The 25,474-nt window shown below is 47.3% G+C and carries 21 protein-coding genes; 11 read left to right on the top strand and 10 right to left on the bottom strand.

Annotated features, from left to right (window positions below; genetic code table 11):
* Positions 1 to 61: 61 nt before the first annotated feature.
* The 6 genes from AELLOGFF_RS00205 to AELLOGFF_RS00180 all read right to left on the bottom strand — a co-directional run bounded on the left by AELLOGFF_RS00205 (position 62) and on the right by AELLOGFF_RS00180 (position 7,713).
* Positions 62 to 886, bottom strand: coding sequence for an HAD-IIB family hydrolase (locus tag AELLOGFF_RS00205; RefSeq protein ID WP_159266769.1), 825 nt, complete (start codon positions 884 to 886; stop codon positions 62 to 64).
* Entirely contained in the window at positions 883 to 1,791 is a 909-nt protein-coding gene (locus tag AELLOGFF_RS00200; RefSeq protein WP_200842572.1) for a phosphoribulokinase, read from the bottom strand. Before AELLOGFF_RS00200 ends, AELLOGFF_RS00205 begins: the two co-directional genes overlap by 4 nt.
* 224 nt (positions 1,792 to 2,015) lie before the next feature.
* Entirely contained in the window at positions 2,016 to 3,452 is a 1,437-nt protein-coding gene (locus AELLOGFF_RS00195; RefSeq protein WP_159266768.1) for a hypothetical protein, read from the bottom strand.
* A gap of 287 nt (positions 3,453 to 3,739) precedes the next feature.
* Complete coding sequence (locus tag AELLOGFF_RS00190; RefSeq protein WP_159266767.1) at positions 3,740 to 4,204, bottom strand: FKBP-type peptidyl-prolyl cis-trans isomerase; 465 nt, start codon at positions 4,202 to 4,204, stop codon at positions 3,740 to 3,742.
* A 182-nt stretch (positions 4,205 to 4,386) separates the two neighbouring features.
* Positions 4,387 to 5,343: a LysR family transcriptional regulator gene (locus AELLOGFF_RS00185; protein WP_159266766.1), complete on the bottom strand. Its 957-nt coding sequence runs from the start codon at positions 5,341 to 5,343 to the stop codon at positions 4,387 to 4,389.
* 186 nt (positions 5,344 to 5,529) lie between these two features.
* On the bottom strand, positions 5,530 to 7,713 hold the full coding sequence (locus AELLOGFF_RS00180) for a malate synthase G (protein ID WP_159266765.1): 2,184 nt from the start codon (positions 7,711 to 7,713) through the stop codon (positions 5,530 to 5,532).
* A 329-nt stretch (positions 7,714 to 8,042) separates the two neighbouring features.
* Here AELLOGFF_RS00180 and AELLOGFF_RS00175 point away from each other — a divergent pair, with 329 nt between their 5' ends.
* From AELLOGFF_RS00175 to AELLOGFF_RS00145, 7 genes are all read left to right on the top strand, one after another.
* On the top strand, positions 8,043 to 9,641 hold the full coding sequence (locus AELLOGFF_RS00175) for an isocitrate lyase (RefSeq protein ID WP_159266764.1): 1,599 nt from the start codon (positions 8,043 to 8,045) through the stop codon (positions 9,639 to 9,641).
* Positions 9,642 to 9,875: 234 nt separating this feature from the next.
* Positions 9,876 to 10,439, top strand: coding sequence for a hypothetical protein (locus AELLOGFF_RS00170; protein ID WP_159266763.1), 564 nt, complete (start codon positions 9,876 to 9,878; stop codon positions 10,437 to 10,439).
* Positions 10,440 to 10,574: 135 nt separating this feature from the next.
* Positions 10,575 to 11,060 carry a ribonuclease E activity regulator RraA gene (gene rraA, locus AELLOGFF_RS00165; RefSeq protein WP_159266762.1) on the top strand — a complete coding sequence of 162 codons (486 nt, stop codon included), beginning with the start codon at positions 10,575 to 10,577 and terminating at the stop codon, positions 11,058 to 11,060.
* A 56-nt stretch (positions 11,061 to 11,116) separates the two neighbouring features.
* Positions 11,117 to 12,151, top strand: coding sequence for an LLM class F420-dependent oxidoreductase (locus AELLOGFF_RS00160; protein WP_159266761.1), 1,035 nt, complete (start codon positions 11,117 to 11,119; stop codon positions 12,149 to 12,151).
* An 86-nt stretch (positions 12,152 to 12,237) separates the two neighbouring features.
* Positions 12,238 to 13,971 (top strand): bifunctional isocitrate dehydrogenase kinase/phosphatase, encoded by a 1,734-nt coding sequence (aceK, locus tag AELLOGFF_RS00155; protein WP_159266760.1) that lies wholly within the window; start codon positions 12,238 to 12,240, stop codon positions 13,969 to 13,971.
* A gap of 249 nt (positions 13,972 to 14,220) precedes the next feature.
* Entirely contained in the window at positions 14,221 to 15,048 is an 828-nt protein-coding gene (locus AELLOGFF_RS00150) for an alpha/beta fold hydrolase (RefSeq protein ID WP_159266759.1), read from the top strand.
* The gene (locus tag AELLOGFF_RS00145) at positions 15,038 to 15,967 is read left to right on the top strand and encodes a sensor domain-containing diguanylate cyclase (protein WP_159266758.1); all 930 of its coding nucleotides are present in this window, start codon (positions 15,038 to 15,040) and stop codon (positions 15,965 to 15,967) included. Before AELLOGFF_RS00150 ends, AELLOGFF_RS00145 begins: the two co-directional genes overlap by 11 nt.
* 163 nt (positions 15,968 to 16,130) lie before the next feature.
* On the opposite strand, the gene dtd is transcribed toward AELLOGFF_RS00145, so the two are convergent.
* The 3 genes from dtd to typA form a co-directional block, all read right to left on the bottom strand.
* Positions 16,131 to 16,568, bottom strand: a complete 438-nt coding sequence (dtd, locus tag AELLOGFF_RS00140) for a D-aminoacyl-tRNA deacylase (RefSeq protein WP_159266757.1) — start codon at positions 16,566 to 16,568, stop codon at positions 16,131 to 16,133.
* 87 nt (positions 16,569 to 16,655) lie between these two features.
* Positions 16,656 to 17,627: a prolyl aminopeptidase gene (gene pip / locus AELLOGFF_RS00135; RefSeq protein ID WP_159266756.1), complete on the bottom strand. Its 972-nt coding sequence runs from the start codon at positions 17,625 to 17,627 to the stop codon at positions 16,656 to 16,658.
* Between the two features lie 119 nt (positions 17,628 to 17,746).
* Positions 17,747 to 19,552: a translational GTPase TypA gene (gene typA, locus AELLOGFF_RS00130; protein WP_159269216.1), complete on the bottom strand. Its 1,806-nt coding sequence runs from the start codon at positions 19,550 to 19,552 to the stop codon at positions 17,747 to 17,749.
* Positions 19,553 to 19,751: 199 nt separating this feature from the next.
* Here typA and AELLOGFF_RS00125 point away from each other — a divergent pair, with 199 nt between their 5' ends.
* On the top strand, positions 19,752 to 21,062 hold the full coding sequence (locus tag AELLOGFF_RS00125) for a sodium-dependent transporter (protein ID WP_159266755.1): 1,311 nt from the start codon (positions 19,752 to 19,754) through the stop codon (positions 21,060 to 21,062).
* Between the two features lie 14 nt (positions 21,063 to 21,076).
* On the top strand, positions 21,077 to 21,517 hold the full coding sequence (locus AELLOGFF_RS00120; RefSeq protein ID WP_159266754.1) for a hypothetical protein: 441 nt from the start codon (positions 21,077 to 21,079) through the stop codon (positions 21,515 to 21,517).
* 32 nt (positions 21,518 to 21,549) lie between these two features.
* Here AELLOGFF_RS00120 and thiI read toward each other — a convergent pair whose 3' ends face one another.
* Entirely contained in the window at positions 21,550 to 23,004 is a 1,455-nt protein-coding gene (gene thiI, locus AELLOGFF_RS00115; RefSeq protein WP_159266753.1) for a tRNA uracil 4-sulfurtransferase ThiI, read from the bottom strand.
* Between the two features lie 326 nt (positions 23,005 to 23,330).
* Between thiI and glnA the strand changes: the two genes are divergently transcribed.
* A complete protein-coding gene (gene glnA / locus AELLOGFF_RS00110) occupies positions 23,331 to 24,737 on the top strand; it encodes a glutamate--ammonia ligase (RefSeq protein WP_159266752.1) in 1,407 nt (468 codons plus the stop codon).
* A gap of 109 nt (positions 24,738 to 24,846) precedes the next feature.
* Positions 24,847 to 25,350, top strand: coding sequence for a DUF4124 domain-containing protein (locus tag AELLOGFF_RS00105; RefSeq protein WP_159266751.1), 504 nt, complete (start codon positions 24,847 to 24,849; stop codon positions 25,348 to 25,350).
* Positions 25,351 to 25,474: the final 124 nt, after the last annotated feature.

Here is a 25,474-nt window from a genome sequence, read left to right as displayed (position 1 = left end):
TCTCATTCTATTTATTACGTTTACGCAAATATCTACTGCTAAAATTGACCCGCAATAGACCTCACTTCAACAATTTTAATAATGTTTCATTCCAACCTGCAGGACCACAACTTTCGGTCAGCATAATTTCACCCTGCGGCTCACTGATTGCTGGCGGCGCGTGATAATCAGACCTCACAACAACACCAATATCTGCCGCGGCAAGCATGGCGATATCATTGCCACTGTCACCCAGTGCTATAACCCGTGGCGCAATTTCATTGTCAGAGTATAAGCTCGACACCAGCCACGCCATAGCAACACCCTTATTTGTAGGCCCCATGATATGATAAAAACGCCCACCTTTCAGAGCCTGTAAACCGACGCCCTTCAGATCTTGGGTAAACTGCTGCCATTGCACTTCGCTATCTTGCCAACAAATAGGCTCAGAATACTCGCGCTGCAGTGCGCGCTCTGCATCAGCAAACCCTAAGCCGGTCATTTCCTGCAAGGCTGGCGCATCTAAGTCACTAAAGCCTAAAAACTGATAACCCTTTTCCTCTCGCCATTGACTAAGCAGTGTTAAAACATCACTACGGCGGGGGGCAAAGCGTTTATGTCTAGCGCCGTCGATTGCCTCCATATCCGCATCAGCCAATAGCTCACACCCTTTGGGGACCACTACCGCCGCCCCGTTTTCAACAATAAACGGGAAAGGATTGTTAAGCCGCTCTGAAAGCGGCATGAGTTCGGCGCTGGTCTTACTGGTATTTAACACCCATACAATAGACTTTTCCTTTAGCATCGCCAATGCCGGCTCTGCAGCGGCAAAGGAATAACTATCGTGATCTAAAAGCGTGCCATCTAAATCTGTAAAAATGATATCTCTTGGTAACGCTGTGCTCATTCTCTCTCCCGGTACTGCACATCCAATATTTCACGATGTACACCTAGTGACATTACACAATTTGCCTTTGCAGGTAAGGTATTTAAGCAATGGGTGGTTAATCTCTCATAGTGCTGTATAAATCGCAGAATCTCCGCTTTGCTCATTACTCCCGATGTTTCCGCACCTGCCAATTGGCGCTTAGCCAATTTTTCCTCTTGTTCGCCTCGCCAATTCGCGACACAGCTAAAACTTGGAGCTTTCAACATCAGCAAGTAATCCAGCTCAGCAAATAATTGCTGGTACTCACCACTTAAACAGGTATTGACGTACTGACGCCAATGGCCGTCGGCGTCTTCTAAGCGCTCTAATTCATTCATAGCGAGATCAACATCTGCCGCTTCCTGTGGCGTAGCACCTACACACCAGCCTTCAAAGACAATTAAGTCTATTGGCCCAAGCACTTCAGGCCAATCAGATTCTGCCGCCCTATCATCACAGGCTTTATTAAACCTCGGCAATAATAGACGTTCACCCTCCGTTAGTGCCCGTAACTTTGCCACCGTCGCCAGTGCGAGGGGAATATCATGCGTTCCCGGAACACCGCGGGTACGCAGTAAAGGGTGAGTAGTCTCAGCAAGCTGTTGACGCTCTGCCAAGGTGAGATAGAAATCATCAAGCGACAAAAGCGCTACATTTAAGCCGCTTTGCTCCTGTAAATACCAGTAGATTAGTTCAGCTAGGGTAGACTTCCCACTCCCCTGTGAGCCGTGAATTCCTAGAACAGGCGTAACATCTGACGCTGCCATGACGGCACGAAAGTGCTCAATAAAGGGTATAAATATACCTTCGGCCTGCTCTCGGTAGCTATTAGGAAGCTTTTCCCTGTCGAGGAAGGTTTTTATATTATCTAATGCGGTAGGCAAAGCACCCTCCTGAATACACTTGTCAGTATTAACCTTAGACTACTTTGGCAGCTAAGTACTACAAGCAAATTAAGCAGGTTTCTTGCCAGCTTCTTGAAAAAGAGGGGCGCAAGTAACGTAACGAGACGTCACAACGCTAACAGCAGTATGCATACTTGGTAGTCCATCACCCGTCATTGCAAATACCGATAGCGAAGTGACACATCTAAGCCCGTTGACGATCGCTACTGCGTACAACTTAGCGCGTCTTTCTGACGCTCTTTCGACATAAAAGCAAAGCAGCCACAATAGTGCTCCTTACCCTGACATGACGCTCTTTGCTTTTCCAAGGCCTCAGCCTGCATGATTTCAAGCTTACGCTGAGCTTCCGCGATTCGTGCTTTTTGTGTACTTGCGAGCTCAGCTGCTTTCTGCCGACGAAGCATCGCATCACGCTTCTCTGCTTTTTCATATGCGCTTAGCAGCGACGCTAACTCTTGATCTGAAGCCGCAAGATCTCGCTCAAGTGTTTCCTGCCGGCTTTCACGGCTGCCACCTGCTGCACGCCACTCTCGGCAAGCTCGATCCCTCTCAGCCTTAGCCTTCTTCCTCGCACGTCGCTCCTCATAACTTTGATCAGAGTAGTTCTGCGTAAGGCATAACTTAAATGTGCATTTACACTGACTAGGAAACTCAGCTTCACGCCGATCAAAATCTCGCTGTGCATCACGTTTTATTTCTTTGATGCGCTCAATGTCTTTGGCAATATTTGTAGACGCCTGACCAACGCTTGCCATCGCCTTTTCATCTTGTTTAGCGACATTCTGCTCAGCCAATATTAGCGGATCAGTCTCTACTTTTTTGCCGTAGCGATACTTTGTAAATACGGGAACGCCGTTCTCTAGACGCGCACCGTCGTAAGGTTTGCCATGAAAGAACTTACCCGCAAAAATGACATTACCCTCTTTATCTGTAAGCAAACCTTGGCCACTAGGCTCACCACCGTAAGAATATTGACCTTTGTATACCCTACCATCTGAGAACTCTAAACGCCCTTGGGCCGTCAATTGACCTTTATCTACAAAACCTCGATAAATGCGACCATCTGGATAAGTGGCAGTACCAACACCATGCGGCTTTATACCCTTAGATGGCCCCTCCCATTTAGCGCCATCCAGTCGCCTTGCCCTTGCCGTTTCACTGGCAGAGAAAGACTTAGCCAGAGTACGCTCAGAAAGCTCTGTGGCTACTTTCTCCCAAGGGATTAATCCAGTAGATCCGCCAGAAGTAAAGGCTAAGGCATAAACCTCACCCGCCTTGCTAACATCAATCCTTGCCTTTGCGCCCACAAACTCATTTCGAGACATGAACAAAAACTGGCTGCGAGGAACAACTTCAAGCAGCTCATAATCACCAGGCCAAACTTCTAGCTTGTAATAGTTATCATTTGTCATTTCACCCATTTCGTTGCCATTAAGATGCAACATAAATTTTGCTTGGCGCATGGCTTCCAAAAAAAACACTCTATCAAAAACATAGACAATAGACTTGCCTGGTGAAGGGGTTCCAACTTTGAAATTTTGGCCATCAGAGTCTGAGTTACTCGGCTGACTTGTACACGCACTTAGGCTGAAAAGCGCTAGCATTAAGGTAATAACAAATAAGGATGATCGTAGAAACACGGCGGCACTTACTCCTAGTTAGTAAGAAATCTACAATGATTTCGCTGCGATAATAGTGCAACGAGAGCGCTGAAGCGGGAATGCAGGAATAACACTTTTTGACTAAGAACAGAAATAGATCGTGCCGCGGGGCATGTCATATTAATTCGGTTATCGGGATCATTTTTAGGCATAAATAACTACAGGCTAGTCATCCAATCCACCTGCATTTTAATCCTATTATTTTTAAAGCGGGGAACCGCGAGCGTCAGCCGTGACGCTCGTAGCTTTATTTACGATGCTTGTGCTTAGTGAGCGTGACCGTGAGTCAACTCTTCTTCACTTGCTTCTCGTACTGATTCAATGCTGACATCAAAATTCAGTACTTTTCCTGCCAGTGGATGATTGGCATCTACCGTGACATTTTCGTCATCGACTTCTTTTACAACAACCGTCTGCATTTGACCACCAGCGCCTTGCGCCTGAAACTGCATACCGACTTCAATCTGGTCAACACCTTGAAACGCCGCACGAGGTACTGGCTGAATCAATTCTGGGTTTAATTCCCCGTAGCCATCTGCTGGCTGTACAGTTACTTTCATCGCATCACCGATGGTTTTGCCTGCCAACTCATTTTCTAGACCCGGAATGATACCGCCGTGGCCATGTAAATAAGCCAATGGCTCCTGACCTTTAGAAGTATCAATTTCGACACCGTCGTCGTCAGTCAGGGTGTAGTGAAATGCCACTACGCAATCATTCGCAATAATCATGGGAGCCTCCCGTTAAAATAAGTTTCTAAGCATGACAGTTTTACCCAATGAGGTCACGTAAGAGCCAAAATTTATTGGAAATTGACCGATATTAAGGCCTTTTTCGGCAATATCGACGAGCCAGCCTGAAATTAAATCGGAGACAAAATTCAGAACCACGGGCAAGCTAAATCTATAAACGTTTATGATGCCCGGTCTGGATCTTTTATTTCTTGCCCTACCTCAACAATTCGACGACGCAACCAAATATGACCAGGATCGTGCTGTAGAAGCGGGCTCCATGCCAATTTTAATTCAATGGGAATAATCATGAAGGGCGGTTTACGTGTTGCCAAACGCGGATCTTCATCATACAAGCGCGCCACCTGAGTTGGCAGCGTGGCAATAAGATCGGGATGTTTAGCGAGTAGTGCAGCCACCTGATAGTGGCGAGTGAAAACACGGATTTGGCGTTCATGGCCGCATTCAGCCAAGGCTTCATCAACCCAGCCAAGTCGCTGACTATCGCGCTGACTCATACCGCGCCCTACTCCCATGCCGGTTTTACTAACCCAAATATGCGGCGCGGCTAAAAAGGCGTCCATATCAAAGTTATTGAGTGCGGAATTTTCACTACTCATCAAACAAGAAAAACTATCTCGCCACACGGTAGCCTGATGAAACGACTGGGGCAGACGATCAAAACGGTTGATCGCCATATCAATTTTGCCCTGCTCTAAGTCCTGAAAAGTAACATCACTGGGTGTTAACACATCCAGGGTAATATTGGGGGCTTCCTGTCTGAGCTTAAAAAGTAAGGGCATGAGCAGTGTTGACTCAGCATAATCGCTGGCCATAATGCGAAAAACCCGCGTACTTTCTGCGACCTCAAAGTCCGACACAGGTAACACAGCCTGCTCTACCGACGACAAGATGGTACGCACCTGCGGTTGTAACTCAAGAGCCCGCTCAGTGGGCGTCATGCCCTCACTGGTTCGCACCAACAAAGGGTCATTAAACAAATCTCGCAACCGCCGTAAGCCATTACTCAATGCTGGCTGGGTAATTCCTAGTTGCTCGGCCGCCCGCGTCACATTTTTCTCGCGCAATAGCACATCGAGATAAACAAGTAGATTTAAATCTATACGCGACAGATTCATAGCAAGAATAACTCCGCATGAAATAATAATTAAAGGTGATTATGTGCGTTTTTTGAGCAATCTGCCAGCACCCACTTCTGGCGCCTTAAAATCTCAGCTGAGTGCAGAATAAAAAAAGGCCCGGAAAATCCGGGCCAAGCCTCACTGACAGGAAACTGCTACTAACATCAATTTAGTTTGTACAAATTAGCCCACAAGCTGTGCTTTGTACTCAATACGGCGGCGATGCAAAACGGGTTCTGTGTAACCACTTGGTTGCTCACACCCCTTAAGCACTAATTCCAAGGCAGCCTGAAACGCGACGCTACCATCAAAATCATTTGCCATTGGCGTATACCCTGGGTCGCTTGCGTTCTGACGATCAACAACCGCAGCCATTCGCTTGAGGGTTTCAAGTACCTGAGCTTCTGTGCACACGCCATGACGCAGCCAATTAGCAATGTGCTGACTAGAAATACGCAGCGTGGCGCGGTCTTCCATCAAGCCAACATCATTGATATCTGGCACTTTAGAACAACCCACGCCGTTGTCGATCCAGCGCACTACATAACCCAGCATACCCTGCGCGTTATTATCCAGTTCTTGCTGGATTTCTTCGGCGCTCCAATTGGGGTTTTCCGCGACGGGGATAGTAAGAATATCGTCTAAGGCTGCACGCTGACGGCTAGCCAACTGCTCTTGCACAGACAGAACATTCACCTGATGGTAGTGCATCACGTGAAGTGTGGCTGCCGTTGGCGATGGTACCCAAGCGCAGTTTGCACCGGCTTGTGGGTGACCAATTTTAGCCTCCATCATTGCGGCCATTTCGTCTGGCATGGCCCACATACCTTTACCAATTTGAGCGTGACCACTTAACCCACACGCCAGACCAATATCGACGTTCCAATCTTCGTAGGCCTTGATCCAAGCCTGCTGCTTCATATCAGCTTTACGAACAAACGGACCCGCTTCCATGCTGGTGTGAATTTCATCACCCGTGCGATCTAGGAAACCGGTATTAATGAAAATAACGCGCTCAGGCACGGCGGCAATACAGGCTTTTAAGTTAACCGTGGTACGGCGCTCTTCATCCATAATGCCAATTTTTAGGGTATTACGGGCAAGGCCTAGGGCGTCTTCAACTCGTGAAAACAACTCTGCAGCAAAGGCCACTTCTTCAGGACCATGCATTTTTGGCTTAACTATATAGACGCTACCAGCTCGAGAGTTGCGCAATGCACCCGTTTGTTTTAAGTCGTGCATGGCGGCCAACACGGTCACCATGGCATCCATAATACCTTCGGGTACTTCGTTGCCATCGGCATCAATAATGGCGCCATTAGTCATTAAGTGACCAACATTACGCACTAATAACAAGCTGCGGCCATGTAGAACCGTCTCACCACCCGCCGCTGCGGTGAAAACGCGGTCAGCCGCTAAAGTACGAACCAACTCTTTGCCGCCTTTCATAAAGGCTTCTTGCAAATCGCCTTTCATCAGCCCCAGCCAATTGCGATAAACTTCAACCTTATCGTCTGCATCCACGGCAGCAACAGAGTCTTCACAATCCTGGATAGTCGTTAGCGCAGATTCCAAAACAACGTCTTTAACGCGAGCTGGATCGTCCTTGCCAATGGGGTGCTGATCATCAACTTGAATATCGATATGAAGACCGTTGTTGATTAACAAAATATTGCTTGGCGCTTTTGCGTCACCAAGATAACCCACAAACTGCGAAGGATCGGCCAAACCACTAACGCTACCGTCCGCCAAGGTCACAGCCAAAGCGCCATCAACCACACTATATAGCGTTGCATCTGCGTGACTACCGGCACTCAAACTAGCGTGTTGATCAAGAAATTGACGCGCATACGCAATTACTTTTGCGCCGCGCACAGGGTTATAACCTTTACCTTTATCTGCGCCGTCAGTCTCAGGGATTACATTGGTGCCATATAAAGCATCGTATAGGCTACCCCAACGCGCATTTGCCGCATTAAGTGCATATCGTGCATTCATGACCGGTACAACTAACTGTGGCCCAGCCAGTGTTGCTATCTCTTGGTCGACATTTTCTGTTGCTGCATTAAAGTCCGCAGGCTCTGGCAGCAAATAATTAATCTCTTCTAAAAACGCCTTGTACTGCGCCGCATCAAATTTTCCAGTATTAGCGCGATGCCACTCATCTATCTGCGCCTGAATCTGCTCACGCTTTTGCAACAAATCACGATTCTTTGGCGCTAAATCCTTTAAAATTTCCGCCATTGCAGCCCAAAATGTATCGGGACTTACTCCAGTGCCCGGAGCAATTTCATCATTAACCAAACGATAAAGTACATCAGCAATGTGAAGACCGCTGTGCTGCACTCTGGAAATGGCCGAGGACATAAATACTCCTTTATATGATCAAAATTTGGCAAAAAATTAGATGACTATCCTAGCAGCTGAGGATAATTCTGCAAATTTATCCATATTATCACTGCTATTCCCGCTGTGAATACTTCGTGTAGCTAAGCATCTATATAGCCACCCGCTCACCACTATTTATTTGCAGTTATCTCGTTATGTAGCTATATAGCTGCTCTATGGGCAACGTGCAAACCGTCATTCTCAAAAAAAATAGTGGGCATAATAAGTATAAATTAGAAAAATTAAACCGCCACGCGTACACTAGCCAGCGTTAAATCACCCAACAAGCAACAAAATAGGGACCACATATGTCAACTCTACAAGCAGACATCCAAGCAGTTGCCGCTCTTAAAGAACAGGCAGGTAGCAGCTGGGACGCCATCAACCCCGAATCTGCAGCACGCATGCGTGCCCAGAACAAATTCAAAACTGGCCTAGATATCGCTAAATACACTGCCGATATCATGCGCGCAGATATGGCGGCGTTTGACGCTGACAAAACCAAGTACACCCAATCTTTGGGCTGCTGGCACGGCTTTATCGGCCAACAAAAAATGATTTCTATTAAGAAACATTTCAACGGCCAAACTGATCGTCGCTACTTGTACCTGTCTGGCTGGATGGTTGCTGCACTGCGCTCTGAGTTCGGTCCTTTACCTGACCAATCAATGCACGAGAAAACCTCTGTTGCTGACTTGGTTAGAGAATTGTACACCTTCCTTCGTCAAGCTGACGCACGTGAATTGGGCGGCCTATTCCGCGCCCTAGACGCAGCTCGTGAAGCTGGCGATAGCGCTGAAGAAGCTAAGATTCAAGACCAAATCGACAACCACGTTACTCACGTAGTGCCTATCGTTGCTGATATCGATGCGGGTTTCGGTAATGCTGAAGCCACTTACCTGATGGCTAAGCAAATGATCGAAGCCGGTGCTTGCTGCCTACAGATCGAAAACCAAGTTGCCGATGAAAAGCAATGTGGTCACCAAGACGGTAAAGTAACTGTACCTCACGCTGACTTCCACACTAAGCTTCGCGCACTGCGTTACGCTTTCTTGGAACTGGGTGTCGACAACGGTCTTATCGTTGCACGTACTGACTCTGAAGGTGCTGGCCTGACTAAAGAAATCGCGGTTGTTAAAGAGCCAGGCGACCAAGGTGACGTTTACAACTCTTTCCTAGACGTTGAAGAAATCGACGTAGCTGACATGGCTGAAGGCGATGTTGTCTTTAACCGCGGCGGCAAACTGGTTCGTCCTAAGCGTCTGCCTTCTGGTCTATACCAATTCCGTCCAGGTACTGGCCACGAGCGTTGCGTATTCGATTGTATCGAAGCGATCAATGCCGGTGCTGACCTGCTGTGGATTGAAACAGCAGTACCGACTGTTCACGAAATCAAAGGCATGATGGATGACGTTCGTAAAGTTCACCCAGATGCAAAACTGGTTTACAACAACTCACCTTCTTTCAACTGGACGCTGAACTTCCGCCAGCAAGCATATGATGCAATGGTTGAAGCAGGACAAGACGTTTCTGCCTATGATCGCGCAAGCCTGATGAGTGCTGAATACGACGAGTCTGAGCTTGCTGCAGCAGCTGACGCTCGCATCAAGACCTTCCAGGCCGATACTGCCCGCGAAGCGAACGTATTCCACCACTTGATCACTCTGCCTACTTACCACACTGCGGCACTGTCTACTGACAACCTCGCCAAAGAGTACTTCGGTGAAGAGGGTATGCTCGGTTACGTTAAAGGCGTACAGCGCAAAGAAATTCGTCAGGGTATTGCCTGTGTTAAGCACCAAAACATGTCTGGTTCAGATATGGGTGACGACCACAAAGAATACTACGCTGGTGAAAACGCCCTTAAAGCTGGCGGCGCGAAAAACACATCAAACCAGTTCAACTAAGTTGCACTTGGTTTTCAGAAAACTAGCTTGGCGATAGCAGTTAGATCACCAAGCTAATTATCTGACGATGACATTAAAGGCGGCCTCTTTTAGAAGTGGCCGCCTTTTTTGTACTCAAACCATAGATCCAATTCAACACAAAATGGATACACCCTAACGATACGAAGAATCAAAAAGCGTTTTACGCTAAAATCCATGATCTCCCATCCTCAATCTGACTAAGTGATTTCAATTATGGCTGATATACCCGACTCCATTAAAGACGCTAAAGCGCTGTTGAGCGAGCAAGGATTTGCCACCAGTAACATTTGGTATCACGGCACTTCGTCAGCACTCGCTGATTCCATCAAAGAACATGGCTTAAAGCGCTCTGGCGACAAAGAGATTAAAGCCGCAGCAAAAAAAACCATGGCCACCATAGGCAATAGCTACACCGAATCTATCGAGCCGGTTTTTCTCACTCAAAGTAAGGAATTGGCCTACTACTGGGCAGAACAAACCGTGCGCAACCGCAGCGTGCGCATTGAAGGCAGCGAACAAGCCGTTGTATTTTCAGCAACGCTACCCGAAGCCTTAAATGCCAAGGTTAAACCCGACGTGGGTGCAGCGAGCTTATTGCTGGTCAAAGAAGGTGAAAACTTTATGGCCTATCTCGCCAGTATTTACCAAGCCCACGGCTTTGGTATACCTGAAATAGATTTAATGAAGGCAGACCGTTTAGAGTATCTAAATAAATTGGGCATGGCCTACCTTGATAGTGATATTGATGTCGCACACCTAGACATAGTGACCAGCTAAAAGCGCTCAAAAACAAAACTTAGCGTTTATTAGCCCTAGACTCTTGGCGCAACATGCTAGGAAATCTGAACCAATTGCGCTAATTTGTAAGATTCCAAGTTAGCAGTTTTCAAATGTAAATCTACGGAGGCTACGGTGTCAGTATCTACACCCGATTTGTGCGACGAATATGGCGACAAAGTACGCGTTATTGAAGGCCCGTTTCGTCATTATGGCGGCAACCAAAATTTCAGCGGCCAAATTGCCACCATAAAATGCTTTGAAGACAACTCCAAGGTAGCAGAACGCGTTAAAGAAGCCGGCAAAGGCCGCGTTCTCGTCGTCGATGGCGGTGCCTCTCCACGACGCTCACTACTGGGCGACAATCTTGCCAAAGCTGCCGTCGATAACGGCTGGGCCGGCATTGTGATTTACGGCTATCTACGCGACGTAGAAGAAATAGCCATTATGCCACTGGGCATCATGGCGCTAGGCAGCGTACCGCGTAAAACAGAAAAACTCGGCGATGGCCGCTGTGACATCCAACTGGAGTTCGGCGGAACTACCCTTGCTGCAGGCGACTATTTATATGCGGATCTAACTGGCATCATCGTGTCATCAGAACCCTTAGAAACGCCATAAATTTACTGCGACTTACCCTCAGACACTAACAATAAAACCACTTGTGGGAGACACACATGAAACTAGGACTACTACTTGGCTACTCTGGCGCCAAACTATCGCTACCAATGGATACCGTCAAGCAGGCCGAAACCCTCGGCTTCGATTCTGTTTGGACCGCTGAGGCCTATGGCTCAGACGCCGTGTCACCGGCGGCCTGGATACTAGCGCAAACGAGTACGATAAAAGTGGGCACCGCGATTATGCAAATGCCTGCGCGCACGCCTGCTATGTGCGCCATGACCGCCATGAGTCTTGACCAACTCTCTGGCGGTCGCTTTATTGTCGGTCTTGGCGCCTCAGGCCCCCAGGTTGTAGAAGGCTGGCATGGCGTACCCTACGGCAAGCCCGTCACTCGGACCCGCGAATACATTAAAATCATGAAGACAATCTTCGAACGCCAAGGACCGGTGGAGTTTGATGGCGGCATGTACCAAATGCCCTATAAAGGACCTGGCGCAACGGGGCTAGGCAAGCCATTAAAGTCGATTTTGCATGGCGACCCCAATATTCCCATTTACACTGCATCGATTACGCCTGCCGGAGTCTCGGCCTCCGCTGAAGTTGCCGACGGCGTGTTCCCTGTGTGGATGAGCCCAGAAAAATACTCCGTCCTTGAACCAAGTATCAATAAAGGCTTAGAAAAAAGCGGCCGCAATAAAGCCGACTTTGATGTAGCCCCTTTTGTCGGCGTTATTATGGATGACAATATTGACGGCTGCCGCTACTTCATTAAAGATTTTCTTGCTCTTTACATTGGCGGCATGGGCGCAAAAGGTAAGAACTTTTACACCGACTATGCAACACGAATGGGTTACGGCGATGCCGCAGAGCAGGTGCAAGACTTATACTTAGCGGGCAAAAAAGACGATGCCCGTAACGCCATACCTGACGCCCTCGTAGACGAGATTGCCCTAGTTGGCCCAGAAGCACGGATACGCGAGCGCGCCGCCGATTGGAAGGCGGCATCTCAACGCGGCGAAATTAATTCTATGCTGCTCAATTGCGCACAACCCGAAGCTATGGAAGTCATGGCCGACTGCTTCCTTTAAATGCTGTAATTGACCAGCGCGGCTGCTTAATTTTTTAAGCGAAACCGCTGGTCAGCTGATTCGTAACAACAGGACACCAAGCTAACGTGACCACTAATACCCGCCGCCTAGCCATGGCAATTTTGAATGGTTTTGACGCTTTCTTTGCCGAGTACAAAAATATAACCCTAGGCGCCCAAGCTCGGTTTGAAGCAGCCGACTGGCACGGCGCCCAAAGAGCCATTCGCGACCGGCTTTCACTGTGGAAACAAAAACGCTCGATTGTGGCAGAAGCGGCGTACACCATTACTGGTGGCAGCGTAGAAGACCGCGATAACTGGGAAATAGCCAAGCAAGAGTATGGCGAGCTTATTCAACACCATGACAATTACGAAATTGCTCAATCCTTTTTCAATTCAATTTACTGCCATGTTTTTGATCACGAAAAAATCCGTGACATTCACACCTTTGCTTTAACCTCCAATCAAGAGCGCCCGCCAATCGCCAGCGAGTCCATACTCAAACGCTATCGCTTTAACGGTGACAACGCAGCAGAAATTGTTGAATCAATGCTAGATGACTGCGAGTTCAACATCCCATGGGAAGACAAGCATCGCGACGTCGGTTTTATTATGAATGTCGTCAATCGAATTTTAATTCCCAAAATTCGTGACAATGATAAAGAGATTGTTGTTGAAACCTTAGAGTCATTATTCTTCCGCAACAAGGCAGCCTACTTAGTTGGTCGAATTGTAAGCGGCGACTTTAATATGCCTTTCGTGCTGCCTATTTTACACAGCGAACACAAGTCAATTTTTGTCGACACGGTATTGTACGACCCAGATGACATATCGATTCTTTTTAGTTTTAGTCGCAGTTATTTCATGGTCGACACGTCCATTCCCTCAGAATACATTGCCTTTTTACACCGGCTGATGCCCCACAAAGAAATATTCGAACTGTATAGCGCTATTGGCATGCCCAAACATGGTAAAACTGAGTTTTACCGCTTTGCAGTTAATGACACCCAAAGCAGTGAAGACCCCTATATTATTGCCCCAGGCATAAAAGGCATGGTCATGCTGGTGTTTACTCGCCCCGACTTTGGCTATGTTTATAAAGTCATTAAAGATAAATTTACGCCACCTAAAGACATGAGCCAAGAACATGTCCGCCAATGTTATAGCTTGGTAAAACGCTGGGACCGCGGTGGCCGGATGGCAGATACCCAAGAGTTCAACAATTTAGCTTTTGACCGACGCCGTTTCTCCGATGAGCTCATCGCAGAACTACAAAAAGAAGCCCCCTCAAAAGTAAGAATTAGTGGCAACGCACTTTTACTCAAACACGTTTATATAGAACGTAAAATGATTCCGCTCAATCTTTACCTTAAAGACTGCAATGACGATCAATTACACAGCGTGATGGGTGAATACGGCAATGCCATTAAGCAATTGGCCGCAGGTAATATTTTCCCTGGCGACATGCTCCTGAAAAACTTTGGCGTCACGCGTCACGGCCGAGTGGTTTTCTATGACTATGATGAAATTTGTCCGCTGACTGACTGCAATTTTCGCAAGCTCCCCGAGCCTAAAAATGACGAACAAGCCATGGCTATACAACCTTGGTATGAGGTCAATCCTGAAGATGTTTTTCCTGAAGAGTTCCGCCTCTTCTTTTCAGGTAATCAGCGCGCTAAAAAAGTTTTTGACGCACTTCATAGCGAACTTTATGAACCCGCCTATTGGCAAGGCCTACAAGATACAATTCGCAATGGCTACGTGGCGGATGTATTCCCATATCGGAAAAAACAACGCTTCCAACAAAGACTGTCAATTTAGAATTGTTAATCTATAAAAAGTGCTACGGGCTCTTTTTATAGATTTCCCATGATCCAAATCATTTAATTTAATCCTAAGGTCAAACACCAAAGCCCTAATAGCAGAGACTGTAATTTACGACGGAAACCGTCTAATTAACCGCACTCCATAAGTGTATATACCTACATCTATAGATCGACTCTCGGTTTATCCTAGAAAATCCTCACTCCCCTTTTTCCTTCTAAAAACATAGTCTCATCAGGATAAATAATGCCCGCGATGGATGTATTACGCCGGAACAATGTGCAAATTATCGGTAATGGTGAACACACCTTACTAATGGCTCACGGTTTCGGCTGCGACCAGAATATGTGGCGTTTTCTAACACCCAGCTTACAAAAAAACTTCCGCATCGTTTTGTTTGATTATGTCGGCTCTGGTCACTCCGAGGTATCCACTTACTCGTCACAAAGATACAGTCAACTAGAAGGTTATAGCCAAGACGTAATCGAAATTTGTGACGCCCTCAAACTGCAAGAAATTACTTTTATCGGCCATTCTGTAAGCAGCATGATCGGTCTTATTGTTGCAAATCAGCAACCTAACCTTTTCTCCAAATTAATAATGGTGTGCCCCTCACCGTGTTTTTTAAATCTTCCACCTGAATATATGGGCGGCTTCGATCATCAGGATCTTGAAGAATTAATTTCACTTATGGATAAAAACTATATCGGGTGGGCCAATTACCTCGCACCACTTGTATTAGGCTCTGCACATCAAACAGAATTACTTGACGAGCTTACGGGAAGCTTCTGCTCCACCGATCCCATCATTGCCAAGAATTTTGCCAAAGCCACCTTTTTTGGTGATCATCGAGATCTATTAAGTAAAACCCTACTGCCCTGCTTACTCCTGCAAAGTAGTGACGACATACTGGCACCACTTTGTGTTGGCCAATATATGAAGACCGCAATTGCCAACAGCGAGCTCCATATCATAGAAGCTCATGGTCACTGCTTACATATGACCCATCCAGAAAATATCAAAGATAAAATAACAGAATTTGCTCTACGCAATATGCTCAGCCATGAAAACTAGAATATTGCCACCAGATAGCAATGTTGCCACGAATTTTGCCGATCACTTTATTGGCGGATTAATGGTAAGCGATGAGCATCGTCATATTATATTCACCAATAGTTATTTTAAGCAGGAGCTCGATTGGGAGGACTCTCACCTACTAGGTAAAAACATCAACACTTTGTTCAGCGGTGCATCACAAATATTTTTTGATACCTATCTTTTTCCAATTATTTCTATAGAAGGTCAGTGTGAAGAAACACAGGTCACACTACTTAAAGGTAATGGTGAACGGCTACCCGTTGTGATCTATGTCCGTAGCTCACCAGACAAAGATGGTTTACTTTATTGGACAATTGTTCCATCAACTAATCGTGACAAACTCTATAACGAGCTCATATCAAATCGTGAGCGCTTAGAAGCTCAAGCTGAAAGATTGAACTCACTGGCCACCGTCGATGAACTTACTGGGGTAAACAATCGTCGTGAACTCATGCGCTTAAGTGAAACCCTGCTAGATCAAGCAATACGAAGTTCTAGGGAAGTTGCTCTTCTGTTTATTGACATAGATTATTTTAAAGTAATAAACGATACCCATGGGCACGCCTACGGTGATCTAGCCCTCAAGCAGTTAGGAAAAATTTTAAATGAATTCGGGCGCAGTTCCGATATTATCGGCCGCTATGGCGGTGAAGAGTTTATCATTGTTTTTCCTGACGCTAGTCGCGACGCAGCACAACGCTACGCCGAGCGGATTCATAAGTTAGTTGAGAAAATACACTTAACCGTCAGTATTGGCGTTAGCCAAATCAAAGCAAGTAATGCCACGCCACTAGATGTTTTAGTCGAGAGTGCTGACAAGGCCTTATACCAAGCTAAATCCGCCGGAAGAAACCGTACTGTTTTTTCAGACAATATCCAAGGCTCACACGCTTAATCGTTATGACCTAGAAACAGAAAAATACTGCACAGATAATGTGCTAAATAAAAGCCGTCAACTTAATAAACGTTTTACGTACGTTATATTTCCCATTATGGCTAACAAGATGCAGATATTTACGAAGGCTTAATAGCTGCTCGCCAGGCTTTTCTTCAACAAATTAGGATTCGAGCATGAATGTTACGGGCCCGTCATTCAACAAGCTTACCTGCATGTCTGCTCCAAACTTACCGCTTGCGACCTTTCCGTGTACTTGTTGCAACTCAGCCAAGGCGTACTCATACAAAGCTTGGGCTACTTGTGGCTCTGCCGCTAATGAAAAACCGGGACGACGACCTTTTCGGGTATCCGCCGCCAAGGTGAACTGCGAAACTAACAGCACACCGCCATCTACATCCGTTACGGATTGATTCATTTTGCCTTCGTGATCAGAAAATATCCTGTACTGCAGCAGTCGGGTCATCATTTTACTGACCGCATTTTCATCATCGTGTTTTTCCAACCCTAAAAACACCAAGAGCCCCTGAGCTATCTCACCCACACACTCGCCGTCCACTTCAACACGGGCAAATTTAACCCGTTGCAATAACGCTTTCATTTAAACTCACTATTAAAATTTACTAGCCCTTCACTAAGCTCTCAGGCCTTTATCACGAGGATTTTCTTGACCAAGAAAACCACTACCTCAATAACTTAACTCACCACCGCTTAACAAGTCAGCAACTTCATTGCTCGCCTTTACCAAGGCATCCGCAATACTAGGTTCAAAGGCCGAGTGTCCCGCGTCTCGAATAATATGGAGCTCAGAACTCGGCCACGCCTTATGCAGCTCTAGCGCGCTCTCTAATGGACAAATCATGTCATAACGACCATGAACAATAATTCCCGGAATATCCGCCAACACCGACATATTATCCAGCAATTGATTTTCTGCCATAAAGGCCTCATTAACAAAATAATGCGTTTCAATATGCGACATTGACACTGCGGTGTGTGCATCCATTAAATGATCAGCAACGTCGTGATGAGGCCGCAGTGTTGAGCAGCGTGCCTCCCAAAGCGACCATGCTTTTGCCGCTGACATTCGAGCCACTTCATTTTCTCCGTGTAGCACTCGGTGATAGGCTTGAATTCGGTTTTCGCCTTGACGAGGCGTTACACAATCATAAAAACTTTGCCAGTAATCAGGGAATATTCGACTTGCCCCACCCTCGCCATAAAACCAATCAAGCTCTTTGCTACGGCACAAAAAAATTCCCCGCAAAATCATCGCATGTACACGGTCGGCATGTTGTTGAGCGTAAGCAAGGCTCAAGGTTGAGCCCCATGAGCCACCAAACAACACCCACTTGTCGATATCTAGGTGCTCTCGAATGGATTCCATGTCACTGATTAGCGCTGGCGTGGAGTTATTATCTAAACAGGCATGTGGTTCTGAGCGCCCGCAGCCGCGCTGATCAAATAATATTATGCGATAGCGCTCAGGATCGAAAAAACTCCGTGCTCGCGGGCTACACCCCGCACCCGGACCACCATGAACGAAAAGCACAGGTATGCCGTCTGGATTTCCCGACTCCTCAACATACAAAACATGAGGCGCCTCAACGGCTAATTGATAAGTATGAGAAGGCTTTATATCTGGAAACAAAGTAAGCATATCAATAACCAATATCAGAATGTCGCTTACTGAGTGTAGCGCAGTCCGGTAGGTATCGAAATGAAGTCTGGCGAGAGAAGATATAAGCGGCTACAGAACGTAGCCGCTCAAAGCTGAAATTACTTAGCGCGCTTGCGCTCATTCTCTTTCAGTAGTTTCTTACGTAGGCGAATACTTTTTGGCGTCACTTCTACTAGCTCATCATCTTCAATGAACTCTAATGCCTGCTCCAAAGTATGCTTAACATGTGGTGACAATGTTAAAGCATCGTCTGTGCCTGAGGCACGTACGTTGGTGAGCTGCTTCGCTTTAGTTGGGTTAACAACCAAGTCATTGTTACGATTATGTAAACCAATGATTTGGCCTTCATAAACTTCTGCCGCGTGACCCAAGAATAAACGGCCGCGATCTTGCAAGTTGAACAAACCATAGCTCAGGGTTTTGCCCGCAACCATAGAAACCATAACGCCGTTTTGACGACCCGCTAGTTCACCGCCTTTCACTTCACCGTAGTGATCAAAAACGGTTGTCATAATACCGCTACCCGAAGTCATGGTAAGAAACTGACCACGGAAACCGATCAAACCACGCGCAGGTGCAATAAACTCAAGCTTTACACGACCTTTGCCGTCTGGCTCCATATTGGTCATCTCAGCTTTACGCAAGCCGAGCTCTTCCATAACAGAACCTTGGTGCTGCTCTTCTACGTCGATAACAACGTGTTCAAACGGTTCTTGAATCACGCCATCAACTTCACGCTGTACTACTTCTGGACGAGAAACACCCATTTCGAAACCTTCGCGGCGCATAGTTTCGATTAATACCGAAAGGTGTAATTCACCACGGCCAGATACTTTGAACTTATCTGGTGAGTCACCGGTTTCAACACGCAGTGCCACGTTATGAATAAGCTCTTGGTCTAAGCGGTCACGGATATTACGCGAAGTAACAAACTTACCTTCTTTACCAGCAAACGGTGAATCGTTTACTTGGAACGTCATACTTACCGTAGGCTCATCAACACTTAATGGTGGCAAGGCTTCTGGGTTACTAGGTGCACACAAGGTATCTGAGATATTTAAACCTTCGATACCAGTTACACAAACAATCTCACCCGCCTTACCTTCTGCGACTTCAACACGTTCAAGACCGAGGTAGCCCATCACGCTAAGCACTTTACACTTGCGAGATTTACCGTCTGCGCCAACGACAACTAGCTGGTCATTTGGCTTCATGGTACCGCGAGTAATACGGCCTACACCGATAACGCCAACGTAGCTGTTGTAATCTAGGGCAGAGATTTGCATTTGTAAGGGGCCGTCTACGTCGACTTCTGGCGTAGGTACTTTGTCCACAATCATTTGGAACAACGGCGTCATGTCTTCTGCCATGTCTTCGGCATCTAAGCCAGCAATACCATTTAAGGCCGAGGCAAACATGATAGGGAAATCTAATTGCTCATCTGTTGCGCCAAGACGGTCAAACAAGTCAAAAACTTGGTCTACCACCCAGTCAGGACGCGCACCGGGGCGGTCTACTTTGTTTACCACAACAATCGGTTTCAAGCCTTGCTCAAACGCCTTTTGGGTAACAAATCGAGTTTGCGGCATGGGGCCATCAACCGCGTCGACCAACAGCAATACACTGTCTACCATCGACAATACCCGCTCTACTTCGCCACCGAAGTCGGCGTGACCAGGGGTATCAACAATATTGATACGGTAGCCGTTCCACTCAATTGCGGTGTTTTTGGCAAGAATGGTAATACCGCGTTCTTTCTCCTGGTCGTTGGAGTCCATGACTCGCTCAGAGTCTTGGTTACGGCGATCAAGGGTTCCCGATTGACTCAACAGTTTATCCACTAGCGTGGTTTTACCGTGGTCAACGTGGGCGATAATAGCGATATTGCGCAGCGTATCAATCATGGAGGGGCTTCGTTGTTGGATAAAATGGCCGCGCATTATACACCAGCCCTAGCCCGCATAGCAGTAACTGAGCAATTTATATTCACCCCAAACAACTATTACCATAATTAACAGCCAATGGTTGCCGCTTGGGCATCCAGCCGATTGCCGTTACAATCGAATGACATTGACCGCAACTGCCCTATGGATACCGACCTCAATGACCACCAATATCACATGGAAGAGCCGCTGGACGTTTATTCTCGCCGCGACAGGATCGGCCGTTGGACTGGGTAATATTTGGAAATTTCCTTACATCACCGGCGAATATGGCGGCGGCGCCTTTGTTCTTGTCTACCTTGCCTGCATTCTCCTTATTGGTATACCGGTGATGATTGCAGAAATTATGGTGGGCCGAGCCGGCCGCAGCGACCCCGTACACAGCATGAGTAAATTAGGAAAAGCAGAGGGTAAGTCCAGCAACTGGGGCGCAGTTGGCGCAATAGGTATCTTAGCCGGCTTAATGATCATGATGTTCTACAGTGTCGTCGCTGGCTGGGCATTGGATTATGTTGCCCAGAGTATTAGCGGCGCCTATCTTGATACTCCAGCCGATGCGATTGAGGCCAACTTCTCGCAACTGCTTGGCAGTCATTCTCAGCAATTTCTCTGGCACAGCGTCTTCTGCCTTGTCACTGCATCTATTGTTGCTGGCGGCGTTACCAACGGCATCGGCAAATCGGTCGATATTCTCATGCCCATCCTTTTTGGGTTTTTACTATTATTGCTGGGCTATAGCTGGATAAACGGCGATTTTAGCGCCGGCCTACACTTTATGTTCGACACCGACTTTAGCAAACTCAGCAGCGAGGCCGTGCTGGTTGCGATGGGTCACGCATTTTTTACTTTGAGCTTGGGCATGGGCGCCATTATGGCTTACGGCGCCTACTTCCCCGGCACAAGCTCCATAGGCAAAACAGTGTTAACCATCGCCGCACTTGATACCGTGATTGCGCTTGTAGCCGGAATGGCCATGTTCCCCTTGGTCTTTGCCAATGACCTTACCCCCGGCCAAGGCCCAGGGCTTATGTTTGTTACGCTACCCATCGCCTTTTCAAATATGACCGGCGGTCAATTTTTTGGAACCATATTTTTTGCACTGGTCAGCATTGCCGCGCTGAGCTCCGCTATTTCACTGATTGAGCCGGGAGTTGCTTGGCTAGAAAAATACGGTATTAAACGTCCAGTATCGACCTTTAGCTTCACCGCTATTGCCTGGCTTGGCGGCATAGCCTGTATATTTTATGGCGAGGTCTTTAATGCATTAGACTACATTACCGCCAATATTATGCTGCCCTTGGGCGGCTTGATGATCGCCCTTTTTGTAGGGAGGGCCCTATCCCGCCCCTCGGTTTCTGAGCACGTAGGCATGGGAGATGGCATATTATTCAAATGCTGGTGGTTTGCACTCCGCTATCTAGCTCCCGTTGGCATCGTTCTTATTTTCTTTAACAGCCTTAAACTTATCTAAACAGGATCAACTTTGTGCGCAATATCACTTTAAACGTTTTCGTTATTTCAGGCCTACTGGGCTTTGGCGGTCTTTACTACTACAGCGGGGAGGTAGAGGCGCATTACAAATCAAATGCAGATCGTTATTTAAAAGCGTCGCTAGAAAAAATTTCCAGCTGGGAGGTGAGCGACCTAAAATCAGAGCTAGGCCAAGAGACATTAAAAGAAGTTAGCGATCAACAGCTCACAGACTTAACCGCCAGCTATCGACACCTGGGCGCTTTCAGCAGCATGGATGAACCGTCTTTTTCGCGCTTAAGCGGTGCTCTATCCATTCTTAATCACCCGCCTAAATTAAGCTACAGCAGCAATGTTCGCTTTGAACACGGCAGCGCCATTATGACGGCAACGCTGACCCTAGAAGACCAGCACTTTAAATACTACAACTTCAGCCTGGGCAAACCTGCAGAATAGCTCGCTTGCGCCCACCTTCTTTACCGCCGTCATTACGACGGCCGGTATACCTTAACGTTACTGAAGCCTTGCTCAATTAAATGCGAAGCATGCAGGCGACTCATTACACCTTTATCACAATACAAAAGGTAAATACGAGACTGATCCAGCTCGGCAAATCGACGATGCAACTCAAAGAATGGCACAGCCTGCACCTCACCGCTTGTTACTTTTAGTGGCTTGCGATCAACCTCATCGGGATGACGGACATCCAAAATAACCGAATCCGGTAGCGGTATTGGTAGTACCTCAACCTCAGCGACTGTTTTATCTTCATCAGCCAGCTGATCGATATTAATAAAATCCGCCGCTGCAATAGCTCGCTCCAATACAGCAAAATCAAAATTAGCTTCTTGAGCTGCTATCTTCTCCGGCTTGGCTTTCGTGGTGGGCTTAACGGAAATCACGCCGCAATACTCCGGCATATTCGCGGCAAACTCTTCGGTACCAATGGCTGCCGCGGTTTTAATAATGTCAAGCTTGTCCATGGTAATTAACGGCCGCAGGACAAGTGTGTCGGTGGCTTGATCGATAACCGATAAGTTCTGTAAGGTCTGGCTAGAAACCTGAGCCACTGCCTCTCCTGTAACAAGTGCCGGCACCTCTAACTGGGCGGCAACCTGCGATGCCGCGCGCAACATCATTCGCTTAAGAATTACTCCCATTTGCGAGTTTTCAACATTTTTGAGAATTTCTGCAACTACATCTTCAAACGGCACACTCACAAATTTAACTCGGTGCGATGCGCCATATTTAAGCCACAAATACAGGGCAACCTCTTTTACACCTACCTCGTGCTCGCGCCCACCAAGATTAAAGAAGCAAAAATGGGTACGCATACCCCGCTTCATGGTCATATAACTGGACACCGTGGAATCGAAGCCACCCGAGATTAAAGACATCACCGCATCGACCGTACCCAAGGGAAATCCACCCAAGCCTTCAATACGGCGATTAACGATATACACCTGCTGATTGCGCACCTCGATGCGTACAGTGACATCGGGGTTGCGAAGATCAACACCGGCGGATTCAACATGCTGATTTAAACCACCACCCACATAGCGCTCAACCTCACCGGAATTAAAGTCGTGCTGCCCAACTCGCTTACAGCGAACCACAAAACGCTTACCGCGAAGGCTATCACCCACAGCCTCGCGGGTTTTCTCATAAATATCGTGAACATCAACCAAAGGGTATTCTGCGACCTCGATCGCATGGGCAATACCCGGCGTTTGACTCAGCACCACAACAAAACCCTGAAGTACGAGAGGGTCAGTACTCCGAGTCTCCAAGGTAATTCGATCCCAATCACGGATAATCGTTAGATCAGGGTCAAGTGGTAACAATAATTTGCGGAGGTTATCCCTAAGCTGTTGCGTAAACTTCTTTCGCACGGGCTTACTTTTGATAATAATTTCTGGAAACAGCTTAACGATAAATTTCATTGCAAGGTCGCACATCTAAATGGGCGGCCATTATAGCCGCCCAAAGCACAAGACGCAGCCCAAAGCCAGAAAGCACCACTAAAGTGCAAAATAAATCACGGCGCACCATAAAGGTTCTTTTTTTGCACTGGTACGCACAATCATCAACCATAAAATGCTGCTACCCAATCCGAGCCAACCATTAAGCACAATTAAACGGCATATATTTTGCTTTTCCGGTTCACAGATTGCGCTGCTATGCGGCACAATAGATTGCGAATATAATCATCATCAACTCGGCCTAGCCGAACTTTTAGCAGACTCTACTATTCTGGAGGACGTACATAATGTCAGAGCAAACTCTGAAGTTAATCGCCGATAACGACGTGAAATGGGCAGACATGCGCTTCACCGATACTAAAGGCAAAGAGCAGCACGTCACCATTCCGGCGACAGAAATTGATGCCGGTTTCTTTGAAGACGGCAAAATGTTTGATGGCTCGTCCATCGCCGGCTGGAAAGGCATTAACGAATCAGACATGATCCTCATGCCAGATGACGAAGCCTCTATTTTAGATCCCTTCACCGAAGAAGCCACTATCATCATTCGCTGCAACATCGTAGAACCCTCTACTATGCTGGGCTATAACCGCGACCCACGCTCTATCGCTCAACGCGCAGAAGACTATATGCGCTCCAGCGGCATTGCAGACACTGCACTGTTCGGACCAGAGCCTGAGTTCTTCATTTTTGACGACGTAAAATGGAAAGTCGCAATGGAAGGCGCAAGCTACGCCATTGCATCTGACGAAGCGGCGTGGAAATCTGGCGACAATTTTGAAGAAGGCAACACTGGTCACCGCCCTGGCGTTAAAGGTGGTTACTTCCCCGTTCCTCCTGTCGATAGCCTGCACGACCTTCGCGGCGCAATGTGTAACGCAATGACTGACATGGGCCTTACTGTAGAAGTACACCACCACGAAGTGGGTACTGCTGGACAATGCGAAATCGGCGTTGGCCCAAATACCTGTGTGAAAAAAGCTGACGAAGTACAAGTACTGAAATACTGCGTACACAACGTTGCTCACGCCTACGGCAAAACAGCTACATTCATGCCTAAGCCTATTGTTGGCGACAACGGTAGTGGCATGCACGTTCACCAATCACTAAGCAAAGACGGCGTTAACCTGTTTGCTGGTGATGTTTACGGCGGCCTATCTGAAACTGCTTTATTCTACATTGGCGGTATCATCAAGCATGCGCGCGCTATCAACGCCTTCACCAATGCGTCTACTAACTCGTATAAGCGCCTGGTTCCTGGCTTTGAAGCACCTGTTATGCTGGCTTACTCAGCGCGTAACCGCTCTGCCTCGATCCGTATTCCTTTTGTTCCTAATCCGAAAGCACGTCGCGTAGAAGTACGCTTCCCTGATCCATCAGCCAACCCTTACCTTGCGTTTGCCGTGTTGCTAATGGCTGGCCTAGACGGCATCAAGAACAAAATCCACCCTGGCGACGCTGCAGACAAAGATCTTTATGATCTACCTGCAGAAGAAGCAGCAGCAATCCCTACAGTGGCTTCTAGCCTAGACCAAGCCCTGCAAGCACTTGATGCAGATCGCTCGTTCTTAACTGCTGGCGGTGTATTTGACGACGATACTATCGACGCTTACATTGCGCTAAAAGCACAAGAAGTAGAACGTCTTGCCATGACAACTCACCCTGTTGAGTTCGACATGTACTACAGCGTGTAATCATTTACCCTGCTGTATAAAAAAACCCGCTTCGGCGGGTTTTTTTATACTTGTAGCTCAGCGCACACCGCGCCATTATTAATAAGCCTTTTGCTATCTCGGAGTCATTATGCGCGGCCTATTATTATTGAGCCTCACCATCACCCTCTCTACAACAACCGCTCATACCGAGATATACCGTTATATTGATGAACAAGGCAACACGGTATATTCCGACAAAGCATCCGAAAACAGTGAAACCCTCAGCCTTCCGGCCATCAACACCACGCCTAGCCTCGATATAAAGAAATCCAAACCCAAGCAAAAACCAAACAAAAACCTCACTGCAGACGACAACCGTGTCCGGATACGCTCCCCGCAGAATAACGCCATCATAGCCAATGGCCTCACAGCAACCACCGTCGAGGTGAGCACTGACGAACCCCTACAACAAGATCAAAAAATACGGATTAGCGTGGATGGCAACACAACCATCACAGATACCACTACACGTTTAAGTATTCCGCAATTACCACGCGGCCCCCATCAAATCACCGCCACTATTATCAACGCAGAGGGAAAAATTGTGTCCTCCGACCAGATAAATGTCATGGTTTACCGCCCCACAAACTAAGATCAAAACCCGAAATTAGCCGCTGTTTACTCGCACCCCATTCGGGCATAATGACAAATACTGACCCATTTTGCCCCAACTAGAGGCTGACCACCCTAATAGAATTAAGCCCCACAATAGGGCT

This window comes from Zhongshania aliphaticivorans (genome assembly GCF_902705875.1).
Taxonomy (GTDB): domain Bacteria; phylum Pseudomonadota; class Gammaproteobacteria; order Pseudomonadales; family Spongiibacteraceae; genus Spongiibacter; species Spongiibacter aliphaticivorans_A.
The sequence above is the reverse complement of the archived record's forward strand: the minus strand, read 5'-3'. Positions and strand labels throughout refer to the sequence as shown.

What these genes read in the sequence shown, in the direction of transcription:
- AELLOGFF_RS00205 (WP_159266769.1), bottom strand. Translation starts at nt 886, where the DNA reads ATGAGCACAGCGTTACCAAGAGATATCATTTTTACAGATTTAGATGGC.
- AELLOGFF_RS00190 (WP_159266767.1), bottom strand. Translation starts at nt 4,204, where the DNA reads ATGATTATTGCGAATGATTGCGTAGTGGCATTTCACTACACCCTGACT.
- AELLOGFF_RS00185 (WP_159266766.1), bottom strand. Translation starts at nt 5,343, where the DNA reads ATGAATCTGTCGCGTATAGATTTAAATCTACTTGTTTATCTCGATGTG.
- AELLOGFF_RS00180 (WP_159266765.1), bottom strand. Translation starts at nt 7,713, where the DNA reads ATGTCCTCGGCCATTTCCAGAGTGCAGCACAGCGGTCTTCACATTGCT.
- AELLOGFF_RS00175 (WP_159266764.1), top strand. Translation starts at nt 8,043, where the DNA reads ATGTCAACTCTACAAGCAGACATCCAAGCAGTTGCCGCTCTTAAAGAA.
- AELLOGFF_RS00170 (WP_159266763.1), top strand. Translation starts at nt 9,876, where the DNA reads ATGGCTGATATACCCGACTCCATTAAAGACGCTAAAGCGCTGTTGAGC.
- AELLOGFF_RS00160 (WP_159266761.1), top strand. Translation starts at nt 11,117, where the DNA reads ATGAAACTAGGACTACTACTTGGCTACTCTGGCGCCAAACTATCGCTA.
- AELLOGFF_RS00150 (WP_159266759.1), top strand. Translation starts at nt 14,221, where the DNA reads ATGCCCGCGATGGATGTATTACGCCGGAACAATGTGCAAATTATCGGT.
- AELLOGFF_RS00145 (WP_159266758.1), top strand. Translation starts at nt 15,038, where the DNA reads ATGAAAACTAGAATATTGCCACCAGATAGCAATGTTGCCACGAATTTT.
- dtd (WP_159266757.1), bottom strand. Translation starts at nt 16,568, where the DNA reads ATGAAAGCGTTATTGCAACGGGTTAAATTTGCCCGTGTTGAAGTGGAC.
- pip (WP_159266756.1), bottom strand. Translation starts at nt 17,627, where the DNA reads ATGCTTACTTTGTTTCCAGATATAAAGCCTTCTCATACTTATCAATTA.
- typA (WP_159269216.1), bottom strand. Translation starts at nt 19,552, where the DNA reads ATGATTGATACGCTGCGCAATATCGCTATTATCGCCCACGTTGACCAC.
- AELLOGFF_RS00125 (WP_159266755.1), top strand. Translation starts at nt 19,752, where the DNA reads ATGACCACCAATATCACATGGAAGAGCCGCTGGACGTTTATTCTCGCC.
- thiI (WP_159266753.1), bottom strand. Translation starts at nt 23,004, where the DNA reads ATGAAATTTATCGTTAAGCTGTTTCCAGAAATTATTATCAAAAGTAAG.
- glnA (WP_159266752.1), top strand. Translation starts at nt 23,331, where the DNA reads ATGTCAGAGCAAACTCTGAAGTTAATCGCCGATAACGACGTGAAATGG.
- AELLOGFF_RS00105 (WP_159266751.1), top strand. Translation starts at nt 24,847, where the DNA reads ATGCGCGGCCTATTATTATTGAGCCTCACCATCACCCTCTCTACAACA.